Below are 23,392 nucleotides of genomic sequence, written 5' to 3' on the forward strand. Positions count from 1 at the left end.
ATTTTCATCCCCTCCCATTTATCATTACATAGCATTTATTGGGAATTATCAAAATTTCCCTTTTTAAAGGTTAGTGATGAGCTTTCCCGCCTTATACGAGAAGAATATATTTGAAAAGGAATTGTTTTAAATACATTCTATTATTCTTATAAAACGTTTTCTTTTCATATGATATAGTAACAACAAAGGGGGCTTTCAAATGGAAATAATTCACGAAAGAGCAAAGTTACGGATAATAGATAGTGAGGATGTCGAAACTTTGTTTTCGATTGTAGAAGGAAATCGGGATATTTGGGCGTATTTAATTTCTAAAATGGATAGTGCGCAAGATATGCAGCAATACGTTCAAAAAGCGATACAGGGTTATGGAAAGGGTACTCAAATACCTTTCGTTGTAGTGGATCAACAGACGAATACGATTGTAGGAAGTACACGTCTATATAATATTTCAGTAGAAGATAAGACAGTCGAGTTAGGGCTGACTTGGTATCATCCAAGTGTGCAACGTACGAGTATAAATACAGAGTGTAAGTACATGCTTCTCCAGTATGCTTTTGAAAAATTACGTATGCTGAGAGTACAAATTAAGACGGATGCAAGAAATGAAAAAGCACAACGAGCAATTGAAAGGTTAGGTGCAGTAAAAGAGGGTGTGCTTAGAAACGAAAGAAAATTGCCAAGTGGTCATGTGAGAGATGCGGTTGTGTATAGTATTATCGCAAGTGAATGGCCAGTTGTGAAAGCACGTTTATTAGAAAATTTAGAGTTGTATAAAGAAAAGTTATAATTCGTGTTTTGAAAGGTATATTGTTCGTGATGTATGAAAAATATACCTTTTTTCTTACAAAATGCTACTTTATTTTAATTCCTTTTGTTTCATCGTTCCCTTCTGAGAAAAAATTCGTTACAATGTAGTTGTATGGTAATAAACTTATGAATTGAAAATATGTAATGAAAACCGCAAATAAAAATGAATTGATAATCCTCAATTTTAAATGAAAACCCTTTTATACATAAATAACAAGTAAAGTTCCTTCTTTTAAATAAACTCAAACAAAACGATTTGATATAAATGTTTTTTTATAGAAGTATGGATGATGTACGGAGGCAATTACAAATGAAAGAAAATAAGAAGAGTAAGAAAAGACGAATCTTTCAAGTATTTTTACTAATGATTTGTTCTGCTATTTTATATGTAAGTTATGCAGCTTACGATATTTGGAGCTATCGCTTTAAAACAGATGATAGTGTGAAAACGGATGCTGGTATCGTACTAGGAGCAGCTTCATGGAACGGAAAACCATCTCCTGTATTTAAAGAAAGAATTAATCATGCGATTTCTTTATATAAGAACGGAAATATTAAAAAGATTATTTTTACAGGTGGTACAAAGTTCGAGGCAGAACTTGAGGAAGCGCGTACTGCAAGAGTATATGCAATGAAACAAGGTGTAAAAGAGGAAGATATTTTAATTGAAACAAAATCCCTTTTCACAGAAGAAAACTTAAAGAATGCGAAGGAAGTTGGAATAGAGAACGGAATACGCACATACACGATTGTAAGTGATCCACTTCATATGAAACGCGCAATGAGAATCGCAAAACATATTAATATTGAAGCGTATGCTTCACCAACGCCGACATCAGCATATAAAACGTTAGACACAGAAATACCATTCTTCTTTAAAGAATTATTCTCGTACATTGGATATGTAACCTCTTTGCCGTTAAAGGCATTGAAGGGAGACTAATATAAGAAAAGAACCTATTTTAAATGGGAACTTTTCTTATTGGTCAAAAACATTGTATTTTTATCGGAATAGTGAAACAATAGAGAGGTAGCTTCATATAATCATAATGAAAAAGTGAGCGGTTGATGAATCGAACATAAAGGAGATTATAGTATGGCACTCTCATTTGTTGAAACAGAAGAACAATCTTTCATTATTGAACAAATAAATAAATTGATTCCGAAGTTCATGGAAAGAGAGCATCAACTAAGTGAATTAGGATCATTTCCGTATGAAAATATAAGTGATTTGAAAGATATCGGATATACGAAATTAACGTTACCGAAGGAATTTGGTGGTAGTGCGATTTCTTTATATGACTTCGTTTTATTTCAAGAGAAAATCGCGGAAGGCTGTGGAGCTACTGCGTTATCGATTGGCTGGCATATTGGCATTGTGAAAGAGCTAGCGGAAAATCACTCTTGGAATGATGAGATGTTCAAATGGTTTTGCGAAGAAGTACGTAACGGTGCACTCTTTAATCGGGCAGCAACAGAACCAAAAACAGGGAGTCCGACGCGTGGTGGTAAGCCAGAAACAATAGCGGTTCAACAAGGCGAGAAGTGGATTATAAATGGAAGAAAAACTTTTACAACGATGGCGCCAATACTTGATTATTTTATTATTTCAGCGAGTATTGAAGGTCGAGAAGAAGTTGGAGAGTTTGTCATTCCGAGAAATACGCTCGGTGTATCCATTGAAGAAACGTGGGATAGCGTTGCGATGCGAGGGACTGCTAGTCATGACCTTGTCTTACAAAATGTAGAGATAGAAAGTCGCTTTTTTACAGATGTAAAGGGCGGGAAAGTGAAACAAAAGGGTATTGGCTGGTTGCTACATATACCAGCATGTTATTTAGGAATTGCACAATCAGCAAGAAATTATGCAGTTCAGTTTGCGGGATCATACAAGCCAAATAGTTTAAATCATTCTATTAGTTTATTGCCGAATGTTAGAAGATTAGTTGGAGAATTAGAACTTGAGCTTATGCAAGCTCGCGTCTTTTTATATCAAATTGCGAAAAAGTACGATGAGGCAGAGGATAAACTATCATTGCAAGCCGAACTAGCAGCAGTGAAATATGCTGTAACAAATGCGGCAATATCTATTGTAGATAAAGCAATGCGCATCGTAGGAGCAAAAAGTTTATCAGAAAAAAATCCGCTTCATCGTTACTATTTAAACGTCAGAGCAGGATTGCACAATCCGCCGATGGATGATGCAACACTATCTATGTTAGCGGATGCGGCGTTTCGGTCGTAGTTTTTTTAACTTGCATTTTATTGTTTATGGACAATATAGTTGTTTTGAAAGCACGTGTTTGATTAGTAATCGAACACGTGCTTTTTATGTGTACGACGTACCAAATTGAGATGTAAATTTTTAGTATAAATGGTTATCATGATTTTGTAAGTGTTCCTTGATGGAAAAACATTTTCCATGTTCCATTTATCAGTTTCCAAATGGAACTTCGCAAAGTATTCTGCATTCTAGTTTCATCTCTTACAAGATATGTCGTCAACACAGTATCCTTCGATAAAGGGAATATTTCAAAATTACAAAGAGTCATTTCTCTCACACTAAGTCCGTCTCCACCAACAGAATCCTTCTTATACCAAACGTTTCCCGAACTTCCAAACTCAAAAAAATCGTCTGCAAGTAATTTGTCCAGTTCTGCTGGATTTGTACGAGTTTTAGGTTCTAATAGTTTTTCCTCCAGTTCACATAAATGCTTTTTTAATTCAGAGTGCTTTTTCACGTGATCATCCCCATATATTCATTATCGTACAACAACTAAATTGCTCTTTTTAACTAACGAAAAGAATTTTGACTAGTTAGATAATTGGTTGCGTATTATTATAATGCCAGTTTGAAAGCTTTGTAAACATTTGTTATATTTAATCCCAAATTAAAGGTCTTTCCAAGTTTATCATTCGTAAATATTGTAAAAATTGACCAGTATGGACCGCATCATGATAGGCAATTCGTAATAGCATGTCGCCTAAATATCTTTGATAGCCAACATCGCTTCGATCAATAAGGGTTGAATCTAGCTCAGCTATGCTTATGGATTGAACATACTCTATGAAGTCAGTAAAGTACGATTGTGCCAATTCAATTTCTTTTTTTACACAAGTAATTGGCTCGTCATCATACGGGAAATGTATATCATTTATTGAGCCGTTGTTTTTTAAAATCATATGATAATAAAAAGTTGAGCTCCATACATGACGAATCATCTCACCAAAGGACATAGCTTCATGATCAGGCTTCCAATTAAGAAAATTATCGGGAAGAGAATTCCATAATTTTTCTGAGCGCCTTCTCGTTTCTTTCAAATTTAATATACTAAGATTAATTGCATTCATAATACATTCTCCTTTACTATTAAACTTAAAATAATTGTATCAGTTTAATAGTTAGGGTATCATCGAAATATGAATGTATATCCGAATATCTCATATATAGCTAAACTAATTGCTGAACCTACAAGAGCAATTATCTTAGATTGTCTAATGAATAATCAGGCACTACCTGCTAGCGAATTGGCTTATATGGCAAAGGTGTCACATCCAACGATTAGTTCTCATCTTTCTAAATTAGTAGAGGGGAATCTACTTACAGTTGAACAACATGGTAGACATCGTTACTATCGACTTGCTAATCAAGAGGTAGCAGAAGTTCTTGAAAAGTTAGGAACAATTGCACCATCAGTCCAAGTTCGGTCTTTAAAACAATCGGATCAATTAAAACAAATTCGTTATGCTCGAACTTGCTATGATCATCTTGCAGGCAGACTCGGTGTAGAGATAACTGAAAAATTACTACATAGGGAATTTATAATTTTAAAGGAAGGAGAATACATTGTAACGGAACAAGGTAAGCGATGGTTTCTGAATTTTGGAATAAATATTGAAACGGCAGATATAAAGAGAAGGGTATTTGCAAAACCTTGTCTTGATTGGAGTGAACGACGCTACCATATTTCTGGTTGGTTAGGATCTGCGATAGCAAAACTATTTTTTGAACAGGAATGGATTACAAAAACGGATAAGAATAGAGCCGTCCATCTTACAAAAAAAGGTATGAAGTTATTGAAAGACCAATTAGGCATTGACATGGAAAATAAAAAAGTCCATCAAAATGCAGTGCCTCCTATCGAGTAAACAGTATTAAATAACCTGAGTTCTATATTTATATAGACTCAGGTTATTTAATTTGTTTTAAAATCTTTGATGATATTTGCATATGGCAACTTTAACCTCATTTGCTTTACGGAAAGAGGTTAAATGAAAACATAGTAGTTTGAGGCAGTTCTATTAAATTATTAATCATATTCATTGAAAATTAAGCGTAAGAATATAGTAAATGAAGGGAGATATAAAATGAATAAAATTAAACTGAAAGTATTAAATGTAAGATATGTAGTGATATGTATTTTATTCACTATTATATGTATCCTCACTTCATTCTTCATTTCTAGTAATTCCAGCGTATTTAAATCATTTTATATGAATCAGTTATTAGGAACGAATTCTACTAAAGGTCTTATGTATATGATAGGAAGTGAAAATCGTTATTTTGCAGAAGAATTTCATAAAGAAAAAGGACGAGCGTCTTTGGAATCTTTTTTACTGTCACTTTCTACAAACATTAATGTAAATGATCTCCGAAGTTTATTAACTAGAGAACTTCCTAATATGAATCAATTTTATTCGGAAATATTAATTGCTGGGGAAGGAACAGATTATACGAACATTCCTGAAGAATCCAGTATTCCTTTAGATAACATTAAAGATAAAGGTACTGCTATTAAACACCCAAAGAGTGGGAAAGAAAACAATTCTACTGGTGAAAATTCAAATACACAAAATAACGGTGAAAATAAAGTTTTTATTTATCATACACATAGTTGGGAAGCGTTTATTCCTCTCATTCCAGGTGCTACGATACCCGATGATGCTTCCAGTACAAATAATGAAGTGAATATTACGTTTGTTGGAAACTATTTAAAACAAAAGTTAGAAGAAAAAGGAATAGGTGTTTCACATGATACGACAAATATGAGGGATTTTCTGCGAAATAAAAATTTAAATTGGGCCCAATCTTACAAAGGATCCCGTCAAATATTACAAGATAAATTAGCACAAGATAAAAATATTATGTTTCCAATGGACCTTCATAGAGACGATGCACGAAAAAATATTACAACAAAAAATATTAACGGAAAGAATTATGCTCGGCTTTATTTTATTTTAGGACGAGAAAATCCTAACTATGAAAAAAATAAAAAAATAGTAACGGCAATAAATTCCTATTTAGATGAGAAGTATTACGGTTTAAGCCGAGGGATTTTTATTAAAGATCGTAAAAGCGGGAACGGAGTATATAATCAAGACCTTTCTCCCAATGCATTACTTATTGAAATGGGAGGGGTAGATAATACACCAGAAGAATTGTATGCGTCAGTTGACGCATTAGTAGAAGCATTTAGCCACTATTATAATGAAGTAACTAAGAAAAATAACTAAATGTATAGGGGAAACCTAGTATTTTTGTAAAATAAAAAGGAGTGACACCTAGTCAGAAGTTCTAGGGGTTACTCCTTTTTTAGTAGAATATAATATTAACAATGAAGGCAATCAATAAAAAAAATCTTTCTTTTCATTCTTCTTTTTACAGTTTTATAGGAGAATGCTATGTTTCTTATTTCAGCTACTGTATAATAAGAAAAAAGCACGAAAAGAGGTCATCTCATGCTAGAGGTTATTGCAACATGTTTAGAAGATGTGAAACGAATTGAACGAGCTGGCGGGAAGCGAATTGAATTAATTACATCTTATACAGAAGGCGGTTTAACGCCGAGTTATGCATTTATTAAAAAAGCGGTAGAAGCAGTACATATACCGATTCACGTTATGATTCGTCCGCATGCGAAGTCTTTTACATATACGGAAGAAGAAATTGAAATGATGAAGGAAGATATTATCATTGCGCAGAAGTTAGGTGCAGCTGGTGTTGTATTAGGTGTATTAAACGAACGAAATGAAGTGGATGAAGAGAAATTAGCGAATTTACTATCTGTTGTAGAGGGAATAAATGTAACGTATCACCGAGCGATAGATGATATAGAGAATCCAGTAGAAGCGATGAAAACTTTAAAGAATTTTCATAAAGTGACTCACGTTTTAACTTCAGGTGGACAAGGAAATATAGTAGAGAATATTCCGGTGCTTGCAGAAATGCAAAAGGTAAGCGGTGGTCAAATTCAGCTTGTAGTTGGAGCTGGTGTGACAAAAGAAAATATAAAGCAATTGCTAGATGAAACTGGAATTTCGCAAGCTCATGTCGGTACAGCGGTTAGAGAAGGGAAATCATGTTTTTCTGAAATTGATCCTAATTTAGTACAAGAATTAGTTCAAATCATACAATAAACAGTTAAGAAAGAGGAGAAACGATGAAGGAAAATACGAAGAAAGAATTATTCTCATGGGCTAAAACGATAGGATTTACTCTTGTATTAATTGCTATTATTCGCGGTGTTTTATTTACACCTTCATTAGTACAAGGTGAATCGATGATGCCTACTTTAGAAAATAACGAACGAGTTCTTGTGAATAAGATTGGTTATAGTATAAGTGGATTAGATCGCTTTGATATTATCGTCTTCCACGGAAAAGAAGGATACGATTTAGTAAAACGAGTGATTGGTTTACCAGGCGATACAGTGGAGTATAAAAACGATGTTTTATATGTAAACGGAACAGCGATGGAAGAACCATATTTAAAAGAGTTTAAAGAAAAAGCAGCAGGCCGTGTATTAACTCCAGACTTTACGTTAGAACAAATCACTGGAAAAACGAAAGTGCCAGCAGGCCAAGTGTTTGTTTTAGGAGATAATCGTGAAGTTTCGAAAGACGGTCGAATGTTCGGATTTATTTCAGAAGATGAAATTGTCGGAAAAGGCCAAGCTGTTTTCTGGCCGTTGAAACAAGTAAGAGCGTTATAAAGAAGTATGGGAGAAATATTCTTCCGGTGGATTTACATCACATTTTTTGTAAAACTGAATGTTCATTTAAGAAAGACAGAGGTCATTTTGATTATTATTTTTCAGAATGGCCTCTGTTTATTTGAAGATAGTATTGCAAGGAGGGAATTTAAATGATAACGAAAGAAGCAGAAGTTATCTTAAACAGGAAAGGAGCCAGGAAAGTAAACGAAATTCCTAAAGAGGTCTTACAATTACTACAGCAAGGGAAAATAGAAAGTGTTAATCTAACAGAATGGCTATCTATAAATCATATTGAACTACTTAAAAATGTCTTACCTTCAATAGGACTCAAGAATAGTTTGGAATGTATAGTAGCTGAATTAGAAAAACAGAACGTTGAAAGAGGAATGAAAGTCATACGAAAAACAGGAACTTTATTGGATGAAATTATACTCAAAGAGAATGAAGGAAACAAGGAAGACATACTGTTAAAATTATCTGATCATATTTCAGATAGTGTACGATGTTGGGCAGCGTTTATGAATAAAAAATCAAATGACACATTAAAAGATACATTAACGTACATTCGACCTTTTGCGGCGGATCATCATTTTGGTGTTCGAGAAATTGCTTGGATGTCTATTAGAGAAGATCTTTCACAAAATATAGAAGAAAGTGTGGCATTGTTAGTAGAATGGGCAAAAAGTGAAGATGAGAATATTCGCAGGTTCTCTGTAGAATCTATTCGTCCTCGAGGTGTATGGAGTAAACATATTGAAATATTAAAACAAGAACCTGAAAAAGCACTTCCCATTCTTAATTTACTTAAATCAGATCCATCAAAATATGTACAAGATTCGGTTGGAAACTGGTTAAATGATGCCAGTAAAACTAAACCGGATTGGGTAATGAACCTATGTGAAGAATGGGCAAAGGATACTGACATAAAATCAACTAGTAGAATTATTAAAAAAGCTAAAAGAACGATTTTGAAAAATAAGTAATATGTAACTAAAAGACTTGTTAGTTGTACGAAGGAACAATCAATCGTGTTAAAAAAAGAATATTTCGAATAACTATGAGAAGAGCGTGTATTGATTAATACATGCTCTTTATATTTTCTTTTCTATCAGTGTTATGAATGAAAGGTGATCAAATTTTATTTCAAATCTACACTTCTGTACTTTTTTATTGTAATTTTTATTCTAATAGTTTTGTGGCAATATGTACTTTGGAAAGTGAACCGTCTCTATTTCTAAAAATAATTTTATATTCACCGTCAGGAAGCCAATCAGTCCAGTGAATATCGAATTCACTTATCGCTTGTTCCCCAGGTTTTAAAGTTCCGTCAATCATCCAAGCACCTTTAGCGTTATACAAAGTATAACTAAAAGGAGAATCACCTGTATTTTGTACAAGAACGCTTAAATTATCTCCATTTAAATAGTTGGAAGTATAAGTGGTTAATCCGAAAAATGCAACGTCTTCGTTAGTTATGGTACGTTGTTCAATTTGAGAGTTTAGTTTCGTATCCTCGTTTGTCGCAAATGTCACATTATAATCTATACAAAAAGATAACATAATAGCAGGAATCACTAGAAACTTTTTCAAAAGAAACACCCCTTATATTTAATTTTGTGCATATTATGATAAACGAAATATATGAGGAATGTAATAACTTGATTTAAAAATTTACAAATGAATTTAATTATTTACGTTTTTTAAACTACTGACAAATATATCGGTTCATAGGCTTGAAAAAAATATTGATATAATTGAAAGAATATTTTATAATTTTAAATTATATGTTTGTTTCGAAAAATGGAATATAAGTTCCGAAATTCGGAACAAGAGGGAGATAGAATGAGTATAAATAAAACGGCAGTTAAGACAATGGATATTTTAGAGTTGTTTTATGAGCATGAAGAGCTCAGTTTAACAGAGATGGTTCAGCTTACGAGTATGCCGAAAACATCTGTTTATCGTTTAATTGGCTCGTTAGAAGAAATGGAGTTTTTACAAAAAAACGAGAAGGGGAAATATCGTCTCGGAGTCGTTTTTTTACGGTTCGGTCAACTTGTTTCACAAAGATTATCAGTAAGAAATATTGCGATTCCCTATATGAAAGAGCTTAGAAATAGTTTAGGGCAGGCAGTTAATTTAATTATTCAAGATGGTAATGATGCGATTTATGTGGAAAAGATGGAAGGTGCTCAGCCTGTACGCGTGTATACAGCTGTTGGAAGAAGAGCGCCACTTTATGCGGGTGCATGTCCGAGAATTTTACTATCGTATTTCTCTGAGGAAGAGCAACGGAAGTACATAGAGGAAACAGATTTAAAACAGTTTGCGGATGGAACAATTGTGGATAAGGAACAATTGCTAGAAGTGTTACAAATGGCGAAAAAGGAAGGGCACACAATTAGCTACTCTGAGTTAGAAAATCATACAGCGGCTATAGCAGCTCCTATTTTTGCAAGTGATGGAACGGTTGTAGCAGGTATTAGTATTTCGGGATTAGCAATTGAGTATAACGAAAGTAACATTGCATATTTTATTGCGAAGGTGAAAGAAACAGCACATCGAATTTCGAAAGAACTCGGCTTTTTGGCATAGAAAGAGGGAGTAGGATGAAATTTTCTGCGTTAGGGGATCAAGCAATTATTGTTACATTTGGTGAAGAAATTGGGATGGAGACATACGAAAAAGTGCAGCGATTATTTCAAGCGTTGAGACGGTACCCGTTTACAGGAATGGTTGAGTGTGTACCATCTTTCACTTCATTAGCGGTCTACTACAACGTATACGAAGTATGGGAGCGAAATGGGAGAAGTGAAGGGTCATATCATTACGTTTGCCGGTATATACAGGAGCTTTGTAATTCGTATCAAGAAGAATTAAATCAGGATGTGAAACATATTTCTATACCTGTTTGCTACGGGGGAGAATATGGACCTGATTTAGAAGAGGTCGCACATTATAGAGGATTACGAGCGGAGGATGTCATTCGCATACATAGTGAAACAACATATTTTGTATATATGTTAGGCTTTACACCGGGATTCCCGTATTTAGGAGGGCTATCAAAAGAACTAGAAACACCTAGAAAAGAAACACCACGGTTACAAATTGCTCCTGGTTCGGTAGGTATTGGCGGAAATCAAACAGGTATATATCCGCTTGAAACACCGGGTGGATGGAATATTATCGGTCGAACACCAATCTCCTTATTTAATCCAGCAGAAGAAACACCAACATATATTCAAAGCGGTATGTATTTACGATTTATCCCAATAACGAAGGAAGAGTACGTATCACTTGAGGGGGCTAAAGAATGGATGTAGAAGTTTTACATGCAGGAATGTTTACAACAGTCCAAGATTTAGGGCGAGCTCATTATCAACAATACGGTGTACCAGTTGGCGGGGCCATGGATCAAAGTGCACTTCGGATGATCAATCTGTTAGTCGGTAATGAAGAGAATGAAGCGGGACTCGAAATGACAATTATGGGGCCTAAATTGTTAATAAAGAAAACGACTTTACTTGCGATTGGTGGAGCAAATATGGAGCCGTTACTGAATGGGAAGCGTATTCCATTATGGCGTCCCATTTTAGCGGAAGAAGGTAGTATGCTTTGTTTTGGGAAAGTGAAAAGCGGTTGCAGAGCGTATGTGACTTTTGCAGGTGGTATACAGATTGATCGCATAATGGGAAGCAAAAGTACTTACATACGTGCTGCAATTGGTGGTATTGAAGGAAGAATGCTGAAAAAAGGAGATTATTTTCAAATTGGAACGCACACAGAAATGGCGAGTCGTTGCATTCAAAACTTACAAAACGATGAACGAAACAAAACGAAATGGGCAATTAGCAAAAGCGTACTGCCAAAGTATAAGAAGTATCCTAAGCTGCGTGTCATAACTAACTTTGAATATGATCAATTTACAGAAGAAAGTATACAGGCATTTTTTACGAAAGAGTATAAAGTATCTAATTACGCTGACCGTATGGGTTATAGAGTTGAAGGAGAAGTTTTAAATAGAGTGGAAGAAAAAGAGATTTTATCGAGCCCCGTTACATTCGGAACGATTCAAGTGCCAAACGGTGGACAGCCGATTATATTAATGGCAGATAGGCAAACGACAGGTGGCTATCCGAGAATGGGAAATATCATTTCAGTAGATTTACCTCTTCTTGCTCAGCTAAAACCGGGGGACTATGTTTCATTTGAGAAAATTACGCTTGAAGAAGCGGAACAATTGTACATAGAACAAGAAGTAAATATGAGTCTATTAAAGAAATTCATCGCTTTACGAAGCTGACATTGGGAGGGAAAACATCGTGATGACAATCGATTTAAACTGTGATTTAGGAGAAAGTTTTGGAGCTTATAAAATGGGGAATGATGATGAAATTCTTCCGTTCGTTTCCTCTATAAACGTTGCTTGTGGTTTTCATGCGGGTGATCCGACTGTAATGAGGAAAACGGTCGAAAAGGCACTGCAGCACAATGTAGCAATAGGGGCGCATCCTGGTTTTCCTGATTTAATTGGATTTGGAAGAAGAAACATGAATGTTTCAGCAAGTGAAGTATACGATTACGTTTTATATCAAATCGGCGCATTAGATGCTTTTGTGAAAGCGGCAGGCGGGAAAATGCATCATGTAAAACCGCACGGTGCCCTATATAATATGGCGGCGACAAATCCGGAAATTGCAGATGCAATCACGAAGGCAATTTATCATAGTAATCCCAATCTATTACTTTACGGATTAGCAAATAGCGAGGCGTTTATACAGGCTGCGGAAAAATATAATGTAACTCTCGTACAAGAAGCTTTTGCAGATCGTACGTATAAGCAAGATGGAACGTTAACGAGCCGGACAGAAGAAAATGCGCTCATAAAAAATGAAGACGAAGCGATAAAGCAAGTGCTTCAAATGGTGAAAGAGGGGTATGTAAACGCGGTGAGCGGAGAGAAAGTAGCGGTTCACGCACAAACAATTTGTTTACATGGTGATGGAGAGAAAGCAGTCCAATTTGCGGGAAAAATATACAGAACATTCAAACTTAATGGTATTTCTATTTGTGCACCGAAATAAAAAATAGGGGGAATTGTTAGAAATGATTAAATTAATCGGGATACTACTTGTTGCAGTTGGTTTTTTATTTAGATTAAATACACTATTAGTAGTTATGGTTGCAGGTATTGTTACTGGTATGGTTTCAGGATTAAGCTTTTATGATGTCATCAGTATGTTCGGTAAATTTTTCATAGAAAATAGATATATGTCTATGCCAATTATATTAACTTTACCGGTAATCGGAATTTTAGAGCGTTACGGTTTAAAAGAAAGAGCAGAAGCACTTATTACGAAATCAAAAGGCGCAACAACTGGAAGAGTATTAATGTCATATTTTACGATAAGAGAATCATCGGCAGCACTTGGACTGAACATTGGTGGTCATGCACAAACAGTAAGACCACTCGTTGCACCGATGGCAGAGGGAGCTGCGCAAGGAAGATATGGTAAACTCCCAGAAAAGTTAAGAGAAAAAATTAAAGCAAACGCAGCAGCTGCGGAAAATACAGCTTGGTTTTTCGGAGAGGATATATTTATCGCGACTGGAGCTATTTTATTAATGAAAGGATTCTTCGATTCAGTAGGTATGCATGTCGGTGTATGGGATATGGCTCTTTGGGGTATTCCAACTGCAATATCTGCACTTATCGTAAGCTGGATCAGATTTAGAAGATTTGATAAATATATAGCTAAAACGATGACATCAAAAGAAAAAGAAGAGAAGGAGGCAATATAAAATGAACATTATCACAATGGATACAATTTATTACGTATTAGGTATAATCGTTGCCTTTATCGCTGTTCGTATTGTATTTGATCGTGAACATCCAAATCAATTTGGTTCTAGCTTATTTTGGGCGTTATTTGCCATTACGTTTTTATTCGGAAATGTAATACCTTCGTTTTACGTTGGTTGTATCGTGCTCGCTATGGTCGTGTTAGCTTCATTAAATAAAGTAACAAAGTCAGAGGAGAAAGAAGTACCAGTACAAGAACGTGTGAAACATGCGGAGAAATTAAAAAATAAAATTTTTATGCCTGCACTACTAATTCCTATTTTTACAATTATCGGTACGTTAACGTTAGGGAAAATCAAATGGGGGAATGTATCCCTTGTTGATCCAGATAAAGTAACGTTAGTTGCATTAGCACTAGGAGCATTACTCGCATTCGTTGCGGCGATGCGTATTACAAAATCGAAAATAACAACGCCTGTTCAAGAAGGAAGCAGACTATTACAAGCTGTCGGCTGGGCTGTCATTTTACCACAAATGTTAGCAGCACTTGGCGGTATTTTCGCGAAGTCTGGTGTTGGACAAGTCGTTTCAGATTTAGTCGGCCAAGTGTTACCGACAGAGTATCCGTTCGTTGCTGTTATGGCATATTGTTTAGGAATGATGCTCTTTACAGTCGTAATGGGGAATGCATTCGCAGCGTTTGCTGTTATTACTGGCGGAATTGGTTTACCTTTAATTGTACAAATGCACGGAGGAAATCCGGCAATTATGGCGGCACTTGGAATGTTTGCTGGATACTGCGGAACATTGCTTACTCCAATGGCAGCAAACTTTAATATCGTTCCGGCGATGCTTTTAGAGCTAAAGGATAAAAATGCGGTTATTAAAGCACAAGTACCAATTGCTCTTTCAATCTTTATTATCAATATGTTTATTATGTACGGTCTTGTATATCGTTTCTAATTAGGAGGGAAAAACTATGAAAACAGTATTACTAACAGGATTTGATCCGTTCGGCGGAGAAAGTATCAATCCGGCTTGGGAAGTCGCAAAGAGTTTGAATGAAAAAATAGTGGGAGAATACAAGATTATTAGTAAACAAGTACCAACTGTATTTCATAAATCAATACAAGTTTTAAAAGAATATATAGAAGAACTAAACCCTGAAATGATTATATGTATTGGACAAGCTGGAGGCAGACCAGATATTACGATAGAGCGTGTCGCAATTAACGTTGATGATGCAAGAATTGCTGACAATGAAGGGAATCAGCCGGTAGATGTACCGGTTGTAGAAGAAGGACCAGCTGCCTATTGGTCTGCACTTCCAATGAAAGCAATTGTAAAAAGAATGCAAGAAGAAGGCATACCAGCTTCCGTTTCACAAACAGCAGGTACATTCGTTTGTAATCATTTATTCTACGGTCTTATGCATGAACTAGTGAAACGTGATAAGAAAATAAAAGGCGGATTTATTCATATTCCGTTCTTACCAGAACAAGCGAGTAACTATCCAGGTCAACCGAGTATGTCACTTTCTACTATTAGTAAAGGGATAGAATTGGCAGTAGAGGTAACGACGACAGTTGAGGTGGATATAGTGAAAATTGGGGGTGCGACGCATTAAATAAAACGAATCGTACGACACCTCCTGTAAACAACTGGTATAATAAGTATAGCAATATACATAGAGGTGATTTTTGTGCAACAATTTAAAGAAGTACGCTCAATTTTAGAAAAAGCGAAGAAAATTACAGTGTTAACAGGCGCAGGAGCAAGTACGGAAAGTGGTATCCCAGATTTCCGTTCAGCAAATGGATTGTATGCTGATGCGAATGTGGAGATGTATTTATCAAGAGGATATTATAATAGAAGTCCGAAAGAATTTTGGAAGCATTATAAAGAAATCTTTCAAATTAATACGTTTCATCAATATAAACCAAATCGTGGCCATCGTTTTTTAGCTAAATTAGAAGAACAAGGGAAAGACATTACGATTTTAACGCAAAATATTGACGGTTTACATCAATTAGGCGGTAGTAAGCATGTCATTGATTTACATGGAACACTTCAAACAGCACATTGTCCGAAGTGTAAAGCGAGATATGATTTGCAGTATATGATTGATCATGAAGTACCTCGCTGCGGGAAGTGTAATTTCATTTTAAATCCAGACGTTGTTTTATACGGAGATACATTGCCGCAATATCAAAATGCGATAAAACGTTTATATGAGACAGATGTATTTATCGTTATGGGCACTTCATTAAAAGTACAACCTGTTGCTTCATTCCCGGAAATCGCAAAGAGGGAAATAGGAGCAACAACGATCTTAGTAAATGAAGAGTTAACAGGGCAAGAATATAACTTTGATTTTGTTTTTCAAAATAAGATTGGTGAGTTTGTTGAAGGGTTATCTTCAATGAAATAAGTTATCGGAAAAACTGAGGTATCCACCTCAGTTTTTTATTTGAGTAATCACTGTTTAAAATATTTCAATAATGTCGCAACCACATCTCTATAACCTATAAAAAAGGCTTTGGTTGGAAAAATAGCAGAATAGGAAGAAATGTTTTCTTTAGCGAATACACAATCGTCATAAAGTAAGCTAATGTGTAGCTGTTGTAAAGGTTCTATTTCGTTTTGTTTTAAGTATAAAACTAAATCATTATAAAGTTGCGTACTATACTCACTTACAGACCATTCTAATGAATGCTGACCTACTATGCTAGTCCACCATACTTTAAAACTATATAGTATTTCTTTAAAGGATTCCTCATTACATAACTGATTGTCAAAAAGCTTCTCGTAAAAGATATGGTTTTCCTCATGAAAAATGTGGAAATCATATTTGTCGTCAGTAATTTGTTTGCGAAGTGTATGCCATAATTCTTTGAAATTCACTTCAAAGCCAGTAGAGAAATTTACTTGTTTTGCTATGTAAGGAAATTTAAAATTTTCCTTTTTCTCTTTTTGGTTAAGATAAATATTTTGAATATAAATCATAAAGTTTAAACAATATGACGTATTAGTATGTATTGTGAATGGATCTGTCATTTCATGTTCTCCTTAGTAATGTCTTTTATTGTAGTATACAGAGAAATGTAAATGAATGGTATGAAAAAAGAATTGCATACACTCTTTCTTTCAGAAGAAAATTCATGTTATGACGTATTAAAGGGAATGGTAATAAATAGGTTGTAAAATTAAAAAACTGAAAATTAAATCTTTTATTTCTTTAGTAATTAATATAAAATTCTATATATATCATATAAATAAATTTGATACATAATGGTTCTATGTAGAAATGTTAATAGAATGAAGCGAGGGAGCGAAATGAGACAGAAAAAGGAGCAGAAGAAACAATCGAAAAAGAAAAAGACTCATATTCCTTTTCGATTAAATGTACTATTTTTTATCGTCTTTCTTTTATTTTCAGCTATTATAATTCAATTAGGTAAAGTACAAATCATTGATGGAGAAACGTATAGAAATGAAGTGAACAAAAAGGAAGATGTAACGGTAAGCACACCTGTTCCTAGAGGGAAAATGTTTGATCGGCAAGGTCAAGTGATTGTAAATAACAAACCACTACGAACCGTTACATATACGAAAATGAAAGGAGTAGATTCGAAAGAAGTTTTACAAGTAGCGAGACAGTTAGCTCAGCTAATAGAAATGTCGCCAGAAGATATAGCTAAGTTAACAGAAACAGATAAAAAAGATTTTTGGATGCAGTTAAACGAAAAACGAGCAGCAGAAAAAGTAACGAAAGAAGATGAGAGTACATTTAGGAAGCGAGAGATAGAGGGGAAAGAATTAGATAAAAAGGTTGAAGAGTTGCGCCGTGAAAGAATTACGCCAGAAGAATTAAGCGAACTATCAAAAGAGGATCTAGAAGTACTAGCAATTAAAAGTAGGATGAATGCGGGATATAAAATGACGCCGCAAATTGTTAAAAAAGATGTAAGTCAAAATGAATATGCAATCGTAAGTGAAAGATTGGCAAGTTTACCAGGAGTGGATACGACAGTAGACTGGGAACGTGAATACCCAAATGATAAAATACTTCGTTCCATACTTGGTAGCGTTTCTACTGAAAATGAGGGTTTGCCAAGAGAACAGTTAGATTATTATTTAGTGCGCGATTATAACCGAAATGATCGCATTGGTAAGAGCTACATCGAGAAACAGTACGAAGATGCATTACATGGAACGAAAGAACAGTCGAAAAATATTACAGATAAAGCGGGAAATATTATTCGAACTGAAAAAGTGACCGAAGGAAAAAGTGGTAACAACTTAATGTTAACAGTAGATATGGAGTTACAGAAAAAAGTAGAGGAAAGTCTTGAAAAGAATTTACGAGCATTTCATTCTGCAGAACCGATGATGGATCGCGCGTTCGTCGTAATGATGAACCCGAAAAACGGGCAAATTTTATCAATGGCAGGAAAGAAAATTGTAAATAAAGATGGCAGCATGCAAATAGAAGACTTTGCTTTAGGAACGATGACAAGTTCTTATGAGTTAGGATCAACTGTGAAAGGGGCTACGTTATTAGCCGGATATCAAACTGAAACAATTAAGCCGTATACGCATTTCTTCGATGCACCAATGTATTTTAAAGGAAGTACTAAGCCAAAGAAATCGTGGAAAGACTTTGGAGATATTGATGATTTAAGAGCTTTACAAGTTTCATCAAACGTATATATGTTTAATACAGCATTAAAGATGGCAGGTATAAATTATGTGCCAAACAATCCATTAGACATTAAACAAGAGACATTTAATAAAATGCGCTACTATTTTAGACAATTTGGCTTAGGTGTACCGACTGGTATTGACTTGCCGAATGAATCGATTGGTCAAATGGGTAGAACGGATACCATACCTGGTTTTTTACTTGATTATGCGATTGGACAATACGATACATATACGCCGCTTCAACTTGCTCAATATATTTCAACCATTGCAAACGGTGGTTACCGAATGAAACCGCAAATTGTGCAAGAGGTGAGAGAGCAACCACATAGACCAGAGGATGTTGGAAAAGTTGTTCGGTCTATTGAACCAGTTATTTTAAATCGAGTGGATATGGACACTTCATACATTAATCATGTAAAAGAAGGATTTAGAAGAGTTTTTCAAGAAACTGACGGGACAGGTACTGCAACGTTTAAAGGATTACCGTATAAACCAGCTGGAAAAACAGGAACAGCTGAAACCGTGTATGGCGGAGAAAGTGATATTGGAAGAGATGAAAACTATAACCGAAAAAAATGTTATAATTTAACTCTTGCCGGTTATGCACCATTTGATGCTGATCCGGAAGTAGCTTTTTCAGTTGTTGTACCTTGGGTGAATGATGACAAATCAGGAATTAATTCCGCGATTGGTAAAGAGATTTTGGATGCGTATTTTGAATTGAAAGCGAAAAGAGCGGGTGAAAATCCAGTCCCAGTAGAACAACCGAACAAGGCCCAGTAAAAATAATATCACTGCATGGAAACACATTGTGCAGTGATATATTTTTTGAGTTAAAAAGCGTTTAAATAAGGTGGGAATGGATATGAAAGAGGAGATTGAAAGAGGATGGGGAAAATACATACTGTTTGTGTTTGTTTTGGTAGTAGCCTATCATTCTTTTACTTTATGTAAAGTGGAAGGGAAATCGATGCAACCGACTTTATATGAAGAAGACTACGTATTTGTAAATAAAGCAGCAGTACATTTTTCTAATTTAGGGCACGGAGAAATTGTCATTATAAAGGAAGAGGATGGGTCGAAATATTATGTAAAACGAGTAATAGGACTTCCTGGTGACGTAATTAACATAACGAATGGATCAGTGTATGTGAATGATAAAAAACAAGAAGAACCGTATACAAATAAAGAGTTATTCAATAATACGCAAGTGTTTTATAACTTTCAAAAGACAAAAATTCCGCCAAATAAGTTATTTGTAATGGGAGATAATCGTGAGCTTAGTAGAGATAGTCGAAATGGCTTAGGATATATTGAAGAAGATAATATAATAGGCAAAGTAGAATTTGTATATTATCCTTTTTCAAAAATGAAGATCATAGAATAAGTGGGGTTATACAAAACCCCACTTATTAAAGTTTCACTTTATCTTCTTTAAAAAACCTTTTGGATTAAATGATATGAAAAACTTATGTTTAGATTCATCAATTATGAAGTTGTTGTTTTTAGCTAAAAACTCTTCTACAGCTTCCATTGGGCCGGGGCCCCAATCGGGAGAAACAGGATTTCCATTAATAGATGTATCCTCTACAATAATATAACTACCAGTAGTAACGATAGATTTATAAAGTAAAAGTTCTTTTGATACATGCTCTTTACTATGATCAGAATCTAAAATAACTAAAATCACATCATCAGGTTTGCGCATATTTAATATAGTTTGAACGGCATGTACAGAAACAGAAGAAGCTGTTACATACGTAATTCGGTCATGGGATGGACGATTTGGTTGAGGAAATATATCAATAGTAACAACGTGCCCTTTTCCAATTAAATCTAATATAGAAGCTAAATACAATGCGCTACCACCATAACAAGTGCCACATTCAATAATTAAATCGGGTTTTAATTCGTAAATAATTTCTTGATACAAAAAAAGATCAGAGGGAAGTTTGAAAATGGGGACCCCGAGCCAGTGTGTATCATGTAACCAAACGTTGCTGTCGTAATAAAGTTTTAGAAATTCATTGCTTATAGTATCGATGTTAATTCTCCTTTCTAAAAAGGATTCTTTCGCTTTACGTAAAGTGTTTACGTATGAAAGTTGTACTATATATTATGTGATAAGGAATTGTAAGGCGAGTGTTTTTACTTAAAAATAAGCTAAATAACTCATGTGTAAAGGAAAGGAAATGGACGTATGTATAAGTACACAATTTGCTTCATTAGAAAAGGAAATGAAATACTCTTATTGAATAGAAATAAAAAGCCGAATATGGGAATGTGGAATGGCGTCGGAGGGAAAATAGAAGATAATGAAACGCCATACGAAGGAATCATTAGAGAAACGTTTGAGGGAACGGGAATAGAGCTTCCAAGTGTAACGTATAAGGGGAATGTTATTTTTAAAGATAAAGAAGAGTCTTGGGATAGTGAGGGAATGTATGTATTCATTGCTGATTTACCAGATGGAGTGCATATGGAAACGCCATTAAGTACGTCGGAAGGATTATTAGAATGGAAAGAAATTGATTGGATATTAGATGATAATAGAGGTGTAGTTAGCAATTTACAAAGATACTTACCAATAATATTAACAGAAGAAAATAAGTTGGATCATATATTCACATATGATAACCGGAATATTATTAATTACACAACTGTAATTTTGACAGAAGATGATGCGAACAAACGGTATGAAAAGCAACTTGTTTCTCAATAGAAAAAATATGAAAACAATCGCTCTTATAATTTAGTAGATAATATTTTAATAGAGCAATTAGCATTATTATGTTGATTGCTTTCATTATATATGCGAGGTGATGATATGTTTCAGAAATATATTTCATTAGGCATAATCGTCATATGTACGATGTTCCTTTTTGTAGCTTGTTCAAAAAATGATAAAGAACTGAAAGACATTCAAAAAGCAGATTATCTTGTTTCCTATTCAAATGCAATGAAAGATGGTGGTTATATATATGGATATGATAAGAAAGGAAATGAGATTAGTAAAATAGAGATAGATGGACAAAGTATGATGAGTAATGCAAAAGATGAAAGGGGGTACTACTTCTCATCAAATAGAAATAACAATCATTATGCTATTGATAAGACAGGCAAGATACAAGAGATAAATAGACCTAAAGAATTACAAGATGTAAACGCAGGGGCATATTTCATCCATGCAGAGCAAGGGTATGTTTATTATGATGTGAATATTGGATTGATGGACGAAAAGAAGGGATATACAAGTGAACTTGTATATTGGAAAGATAGTGACAAAAGGCAAGAAAGTGTAGAAGTAAAGTGATAATGTGAATCAAAAGTTACCACCTAAATTAATTATGGTAAATACGAAGACTAGAGTAGTAGAAAAAGAAATGAGATTAGACGAAAAGCAATTCATACCTATTCTAGTGCAGGTGATTGATAATAAGGTTTATGTTTTAAATAATGATGAAAAAATGAAAGAGTTAGATGAGAATTTGAACATCATACGCACATATTCATTGAAAAGTGATGAAAATACAAAAATCGCTATAGAGGATAAAGGAATTTTTGATATGCAAGTACAGGGTAATAAGTTATACATCTTATACAAAGATATGAATACGAAGAGTAAAACGAAGCAATTTGTAGCTGAAATTGAAGGGTATGATCTGATAACAGGAGCCAGCATTGAAAAGACTATTTTACAACTAGAGAAAAAGTGGGATGATATTACTTTTCTTGTATTAAAAGAGTAAATAAAGCGATTTGAAGGGAGGAACTTAAATTATGGCATTTCAAAGTGAGGAAGAACTAAATGAAGCTATCGAAGAAGCTAAAGTAAGTCTAGCAATAGAGGGTATGATTATTACAAAAGAAATGGAAAAAATTATTAAAGCGAAGGTAACAGGAAAGATAACACATGAGCAATTTATCGCATTAGCTGATGCGATTGCAAGGCGTGAACTTACTTAACAATCTAGAAGGCACCACAAACTTTTGTTAAATAAACGGGAAAAAGAGATGGTAGATCCATCTTTCAGACTGTACACAAACTATTTTTGGAGAGTTCAGATGCTAAAAAATAGTTTGTCTCTAGCTTTATGACGAATTTACCCAACAATATATATACGTAGTACGTTCTATGCTACAATTTACTATAAGTGAGGAAGGAAGGTGTCTTATGAAAATATCTGTTTATGTTGCAAGTGCATTTAGCAAGGATCATAAAGGTGGAAATAAAGCAGGAGTGGTATTTATGGAGAATACATTGACCACTACTCAAAAAATGGCAATAGCCAAACAACTGGGCTATGCGGAAACCGCATTTATATCAGAGTCCGAAATTGCTGATTATAAATTTGAGTATTTTACACCAAAAGAGGAAGTTGATTTATGTGGTCATGCCACAATTGGCTCTTTCGCGATACTGATGCATGTAAATAAACTTTTCAAGAATCGCTATACGATTGAAACGAACAGCGGTGTTCTTACTATTACCATAAAAGATGACATCATATTCATGGAACAAAACGAACCGATATTCTATGATGTTATATCTCCAAATGAGTTTATCGACTGCTTTGACATTAAAGATATAGACAATACATACCCAATTCAAATTGTCTCCACGGGCTTAAAAGATATTTTAATTCCTATAAAAAGCGAAACACAATTACATACAATGCAACCTAATTTTGAAAAAATTAAAGAAATCAGCAAGTATTATAATGTTGTCGGGATGCATCTATATACTTTTAATGACAATCGAATTATATGCAGAAACTTTGCTCCGCTATACGACATCAATGAAGAAGCAGCGACTGGAACTTCAAACGGTGCATTAGCTTGCTACCTTTATGAACAGCGCTACTTACAAAAAGAAGTCTATGTATTTGAACAAGGTTATTCTTTACACTCGCCTTCCGAAATATTAGTTAAATTAGCAATCAACAGCAACAATAAAATAGAAAAGGTCTATGTTGGCGGCAAAGGCTATTACTGCGAAACTAAGTTTTTGAATATATCAAATATTGAGTGGAAATAAAAAAAGAGATGGTAGATCCATCTCTTTTTCAGTTTCATATAC

26 protein-coding genes and 1 pseudogene are annotated in these 23,392 nt (G+C 34.5%); 22 read left to right on the forward strand and 5 right to left on the reverse strand.

The genetic code is table 11. The features are described from left to right. Positions 1 to 199: 199 nt before the first annotated feature. The 3 genes from QCI46_RS12150 (at position 200) to QCI46_RS12160 (ending at position 3,052) form a co-directional block, all read left to right on the forward strand. A complete protein-coding gene (locus QCI46_RS12150) occupies positions 200 to 787 on the forward strand; it encodes a GNAT family N-acetyltransferase (protein WP_353840361.1) in 588 nt (195 codons plus the stop codon). A 330-nt stretch (positions 788 to 1,117) separates the two neighbouring features. Then, complete coding sequence (locus QCI46_RS12155; RefSeq protein ID WP_000662223.1) at positions 1,118 to 1,750, forward strand: YdcF family protein; 633 nt, start codon at positions 1,118 to 1,120, stop codon at positions 1,748 to 1,750. Positions 1,751 to 1,903: 153 nt separating this feature from the next. Next, complete coding sequence (locus QCI46_RS12160) at positions 1,904 to 3,052, forward strand: acyl-CoA dehydrogenase family protein (protein ID WP_098858050.1); 1,149 nt, start codon at positions 1,904 to 1,906, stop codon at positions 3,050 to 3,052. A 136-nt stretch (positions 3,053 to 3,188) separates the two neighbouring features. Here QCI46_RS12160 and QCI46_RS12165 read toward each other — a convergent pair whose 3' ends face one another. Then, positions 3,189 to 3,548 (reverse strand): nuclear transport factor 2 family protein, encoded by a 360-nt coding sequence (locus tag QCI46_RS12165; RefSeq protein ID WP_353840362.1) that lies wholly within the window; start codon positions 3,546 to 3,548, stop codon positions 3,189 to 3,191. Between the two features lie 139 nt (positions 3,549 to 3,687). Next, positions 3,688 to 4,158: a DinB family protein gene (locus QCI46_RS12170; RefSeq protein ID WP_353840363.1), complete on the reverse strand. Its 471-nt coding sequence runs from the start codon at positions 4,156 to 4,158 to the stop codon at positions 3,688 to 3,690. A gap of 69 nt (positions 4,159 to 4,227) precedes the next feature. Between QCI46_RS12170 and QCI46_RS12175 the strand changes: the two genes are divergently transcribed. From QCI46_RS12175 to QCI46_RS12195, 5 genes are all read left to right on the forward strand, one after another. Next, the gene (locus QCI46_RS12175) at positions 4,228 to 4,956 is read left to right on the forward strand and encodes an ArsR/SmtB family transcription factor (protein ID WP_353840364.1); all 729 of its coding nucleotides are present in this window, start codon (positions 4,228 to 4,230) and stop codon (positions 4,954 to 4,956) included. A 219-nt stretch (positions 4,957 to 5,175) separates the two neighbouring features. Continuing rightward, positions 5,176 to 6,321, forward strand: coding sequence for a stage II sporulation protein P (locus QCI46_RS12180; protein WP_088609233.1), 1,146 nt, complete (start codon positions 5,176 to 5,178; stop codon positions 6,319 to 6,321). A 225-nt stretch (positions 6,322 to 6,546) separates the two neighbouring features. After that, complete coding sequence (locus tag QCI46_RS12185; RefSeq protein ID WP_353840365.1) at positions 6,547 to 7,224, forward strand: copper homeostasis protein CutC; 678 nt, start codon at positions 6,547 to 6,549, stop codon at positions 7,222 to 7,224. Positions 7,225 to 7,247: 23 nt separating this feature from the next. Further along, the gene (gene lepB, locus QCI46_RS12190) at positions 7,248 to 7,799 is read left to right on the forward strand and encodes a signal peptidase I (RefSeq protein ID WP_199695180.1); all 552 of its coding nucleotides are present in this window, start codon (positions 7,248 to 7,250) and stop codon (positions 7,797 to 7,799) included. Between the two features lie 152 nt (positions 7,800 to 7,951). After that, positions 7,952 to 8,785, forward strand: a complete 834-nt coding sequence (locus QCI46_RS12195; protein WP_353840366.1) for a DNA alkylation repair protein — start codon at positions 7,952 to 7,954, stop codon at positions 8,783 to 8,785. Positions 8,786 to 8,981: 196 nt separating this feature from the next. Here QCI46_RS12195 and QCI46_RS12200 read toward each other — a convergent pair whose 3' ends face one another. Then, a complete protein-coding gene (locus tag QCI46_RS12200; protein ID WP_353840367.1) occupies positions 8,982 to 9,392 on the reverse strand; it encodes a hypothetical protein in 411 nt (136 codons plus the stop codon). A 252-nt stretch (positions 9,393 to 9,644) separates the two neighbouring features. On the opposite strand from QCI46_RS12200, the gene QCI46_RS12205 reads away from it, so the two are divergent. The 8 genes from QCI46_RS12205 to QCI46_RS12240 all read left to right on the forward strand — a co-directional run bounded on the left by QCI46_RS12205 (position 9,645) and on the right by QCI46_RS12240 (position 16,036). Beyond that, complete coding sequence (locus tag QCI46_RS12205; protein WP_087984561.1) at positions 9,645 to 10,397, forward strand: IclR family transcriptional regulator; 753 nt, start codon at positions 9,645 to 9,647, stop codon at positions 10,395 to 10,397. 14 nt (positions 10,398 to 10,411) lie between these two features. Beyond that, positions 10,412 to 11,125, forward strand: a complete 714-nt coding sequence (pxpB, locus tag QCI46_RS12210) for a 5-oxoprolinase subunit PxpB (RefSeq protein WP_353840368.1) — start codon at positions 10,412 to 10,414, stop codon at positions 11,123 to 11,125. Then, on the forward strand, positions 11,116 to 12,105 hold the full coding sequence (locus QCI46_RS12215) for a 5-oxoprolinase subunit C family protein (RefSeq protein ID WP_353840369.1): 990 nt from the start codon (positions 11,116 to 11,118) through the stop codon (positions 12,103 to 12,105). The genes pxpB and QCI46_RS12215 overlap by 10 nt, the downstream gene beginning before the upstream one ends. A 19-nt stretch (positions 12,106 to 12,124) precedes the next feature. Further along, positions 12,125 to 12,886 (forward strand): 5-oxoprolinase subunit PxpA, encoded by a 762-nt coding sequence (gene pxpA / locus QCI46_RS12220; protein ID WP_353840370.1) that lies wholly within the window; start codon positions 12,125 to 12,127, stop codon positions 12,884 to 12,886. Positions 12,887 to 12,908: 22 nt separating this feature from the next. After that, the gene (locus QCI46_RS12225; RefSeq protein ID WP_327989009.1) at positions 12,909 to 13,604 is read left to right on the forward strand and encodes a DUF969 domain-containing protein; all 696 of its coding nucleotides are present in this window, start codon (positions 12,909 to 12,911) and stop codon (positions 13,602 to 13,604) included. 1 nt (position 13,605) lies between these two features. Further along, entirely contained in the window at positions 13,606 to 14,568 is a 963-nt protein-coding gene (locus tag QCI46_RS12230) for a DUF979 domain-containing protein (protein ID WP_353840371.1), read from the forward strand. Between the two features lie 16 nt (positions 14,569 to 14,584). Then, positions 14,585 to 15,232 (forward strand): pyroglutamyl-peptidase I, encoded by a 648-nt coding sequence (gene pcp, locus QCI46_RS12235; protein ID WP_353840372.1) that lies wholly within the window; start codon positions 14,585 to 14,587, stop codon positions 15,230 to 15,232. Positions 15,233 to 15,307: 75 nt separating this feature from the next. Further along, on the forward strand, positions 15,308 to 16,036 hold the full coding sequence (locus tag QCI46_RS12240; RefSeq protein ID WP_353840373.1) for an NAD-dependent protein deacylase: 729 nt from the start codon (positions 15,308 to 15,310) through the stop codon (positions 16,034 to 16,036). 47 nt (positions 16,037 to 16,083) lie between these two features. Here QCI46_RS12240 and QCI46_RS12245 read toward each other — a convergent pair whose 3' ends face one another. Further along, entirely contained in the window at positions 16,084 to 16,662 is a 579-nt protein-coding gene (locus tag QCI46_RS12245; protein ID WP_353840374.1) for a hypothetical protein, read from the reverse strand. 279 nt (positions 16,663 to 16,941) lie between these two features. On the opposite strand from QCI46_RS12245, the gene QCI46_RS12250 reads away from it, so the two are divergent. Beyond that, positions 16,942 to 19,095: a peptidoglycan D,D-transpeptidase FtsI family protein gene (locus QCI46_RS12250; protein WP_353840375.1), complete on the forward strand. Its 2,154-nt coding sequence runs from the start codon at positions 16,942 to 16,944 to the stop codon at positions 19,093 to 19,095. An 82-nt stretch (positions 19,096 to 19,177) separates the two neighbouring features. Then, complete coding sequence (gene lepB, locus QCI46_RS12255) at positions 19,178 to 19,699, forward strand: signal peptidase I (protein WP_353840376.1); 522 nt, start codon at positions 19,178 to 19,180, stop codon at positions 19,697 to 19,699. Between the two features lie 33 nt (positions 19,700 to 19,732). Here the strand turns inward: lepB (QCI46_RS12255) and QCI46_RS12260 are convergent, their stop codons facing one another. Then, a complete protein-coding gene (locus QCI46_RS12260) occupies positions 19,733 to 20,356 on the reverse strand; it encodes a CmcI family methyltransferase (RefSeq protein WP_033658741.1) in 624 nt (207 codons plus the stop codon). Positions 20,357 to 20,512: 156 nt separating this feature from the next. On the opposite strand from QCI46_RS12260, the gene QCI46_RS12265 reads away from it, so the two are divergent. The 4 genes and pseudogenes from QCI46_RS12265 to QCI46_RS12280 all read left to right on the forward strand — a co-directional run bounded on the left by QCI46_RS12265 (position 20,513) and on the right by QCI46_RS12280 (position 23,350). Further along, positions 20,513 to 21,034 (forward strand): NUDIX hydrolase, encoded by a 522-nt coding sequence (locus tag QCI46_RS12265; RefSeq protein ID WP_353840377.1) that lies wholly within the window; start codon positions 20,513 to 20,515, stop codon positions 21,032 to 21,034. Between the two features lie 105 nt (positions 21,035 to 21,139). Beyond that, positions 21,140 to 22,061 (forward strand): annotated as a pseudogene (locus QCI46_RS12270) (hypothetical protein). A gap of 31 nt (positions 22,062 to 22,092) precedes the next feature. Beyond that, a complete protein-coding gene (locus QCI46_RS12275) occupies positions 22,093 to 22,278 on the forward strand; it encodes a hypothetical protein (protein ID WP_353840378.1) in 186 nt (61 codons plus the stop codon). A 208-nt stretch (positions 22,279 to 22,486) separates the two neighbouring features. Further along, entirely contained in the window at positions 22,487 to 23,350 is an 864-nt protein-coding gene (locus QCI46_RS12280; RefSeq protein ID WP_353840379.1) for a PhzF family phenazine biosynthesis protein, read from the forward strand. The last annotated feature ends 42 nt before the right edge of the window (positions 23,351 to 23,392 follow it).

Source organism: Bacillus cereus group sp. RP32 (genome assembly GCF_040459735.1).
Classification (GTDB): Bacteria; Bacillota; Bacilli; order Bacillales; family Bacillaceae_G; genus Bacillus_A; species Bacillus_A wiedmannii.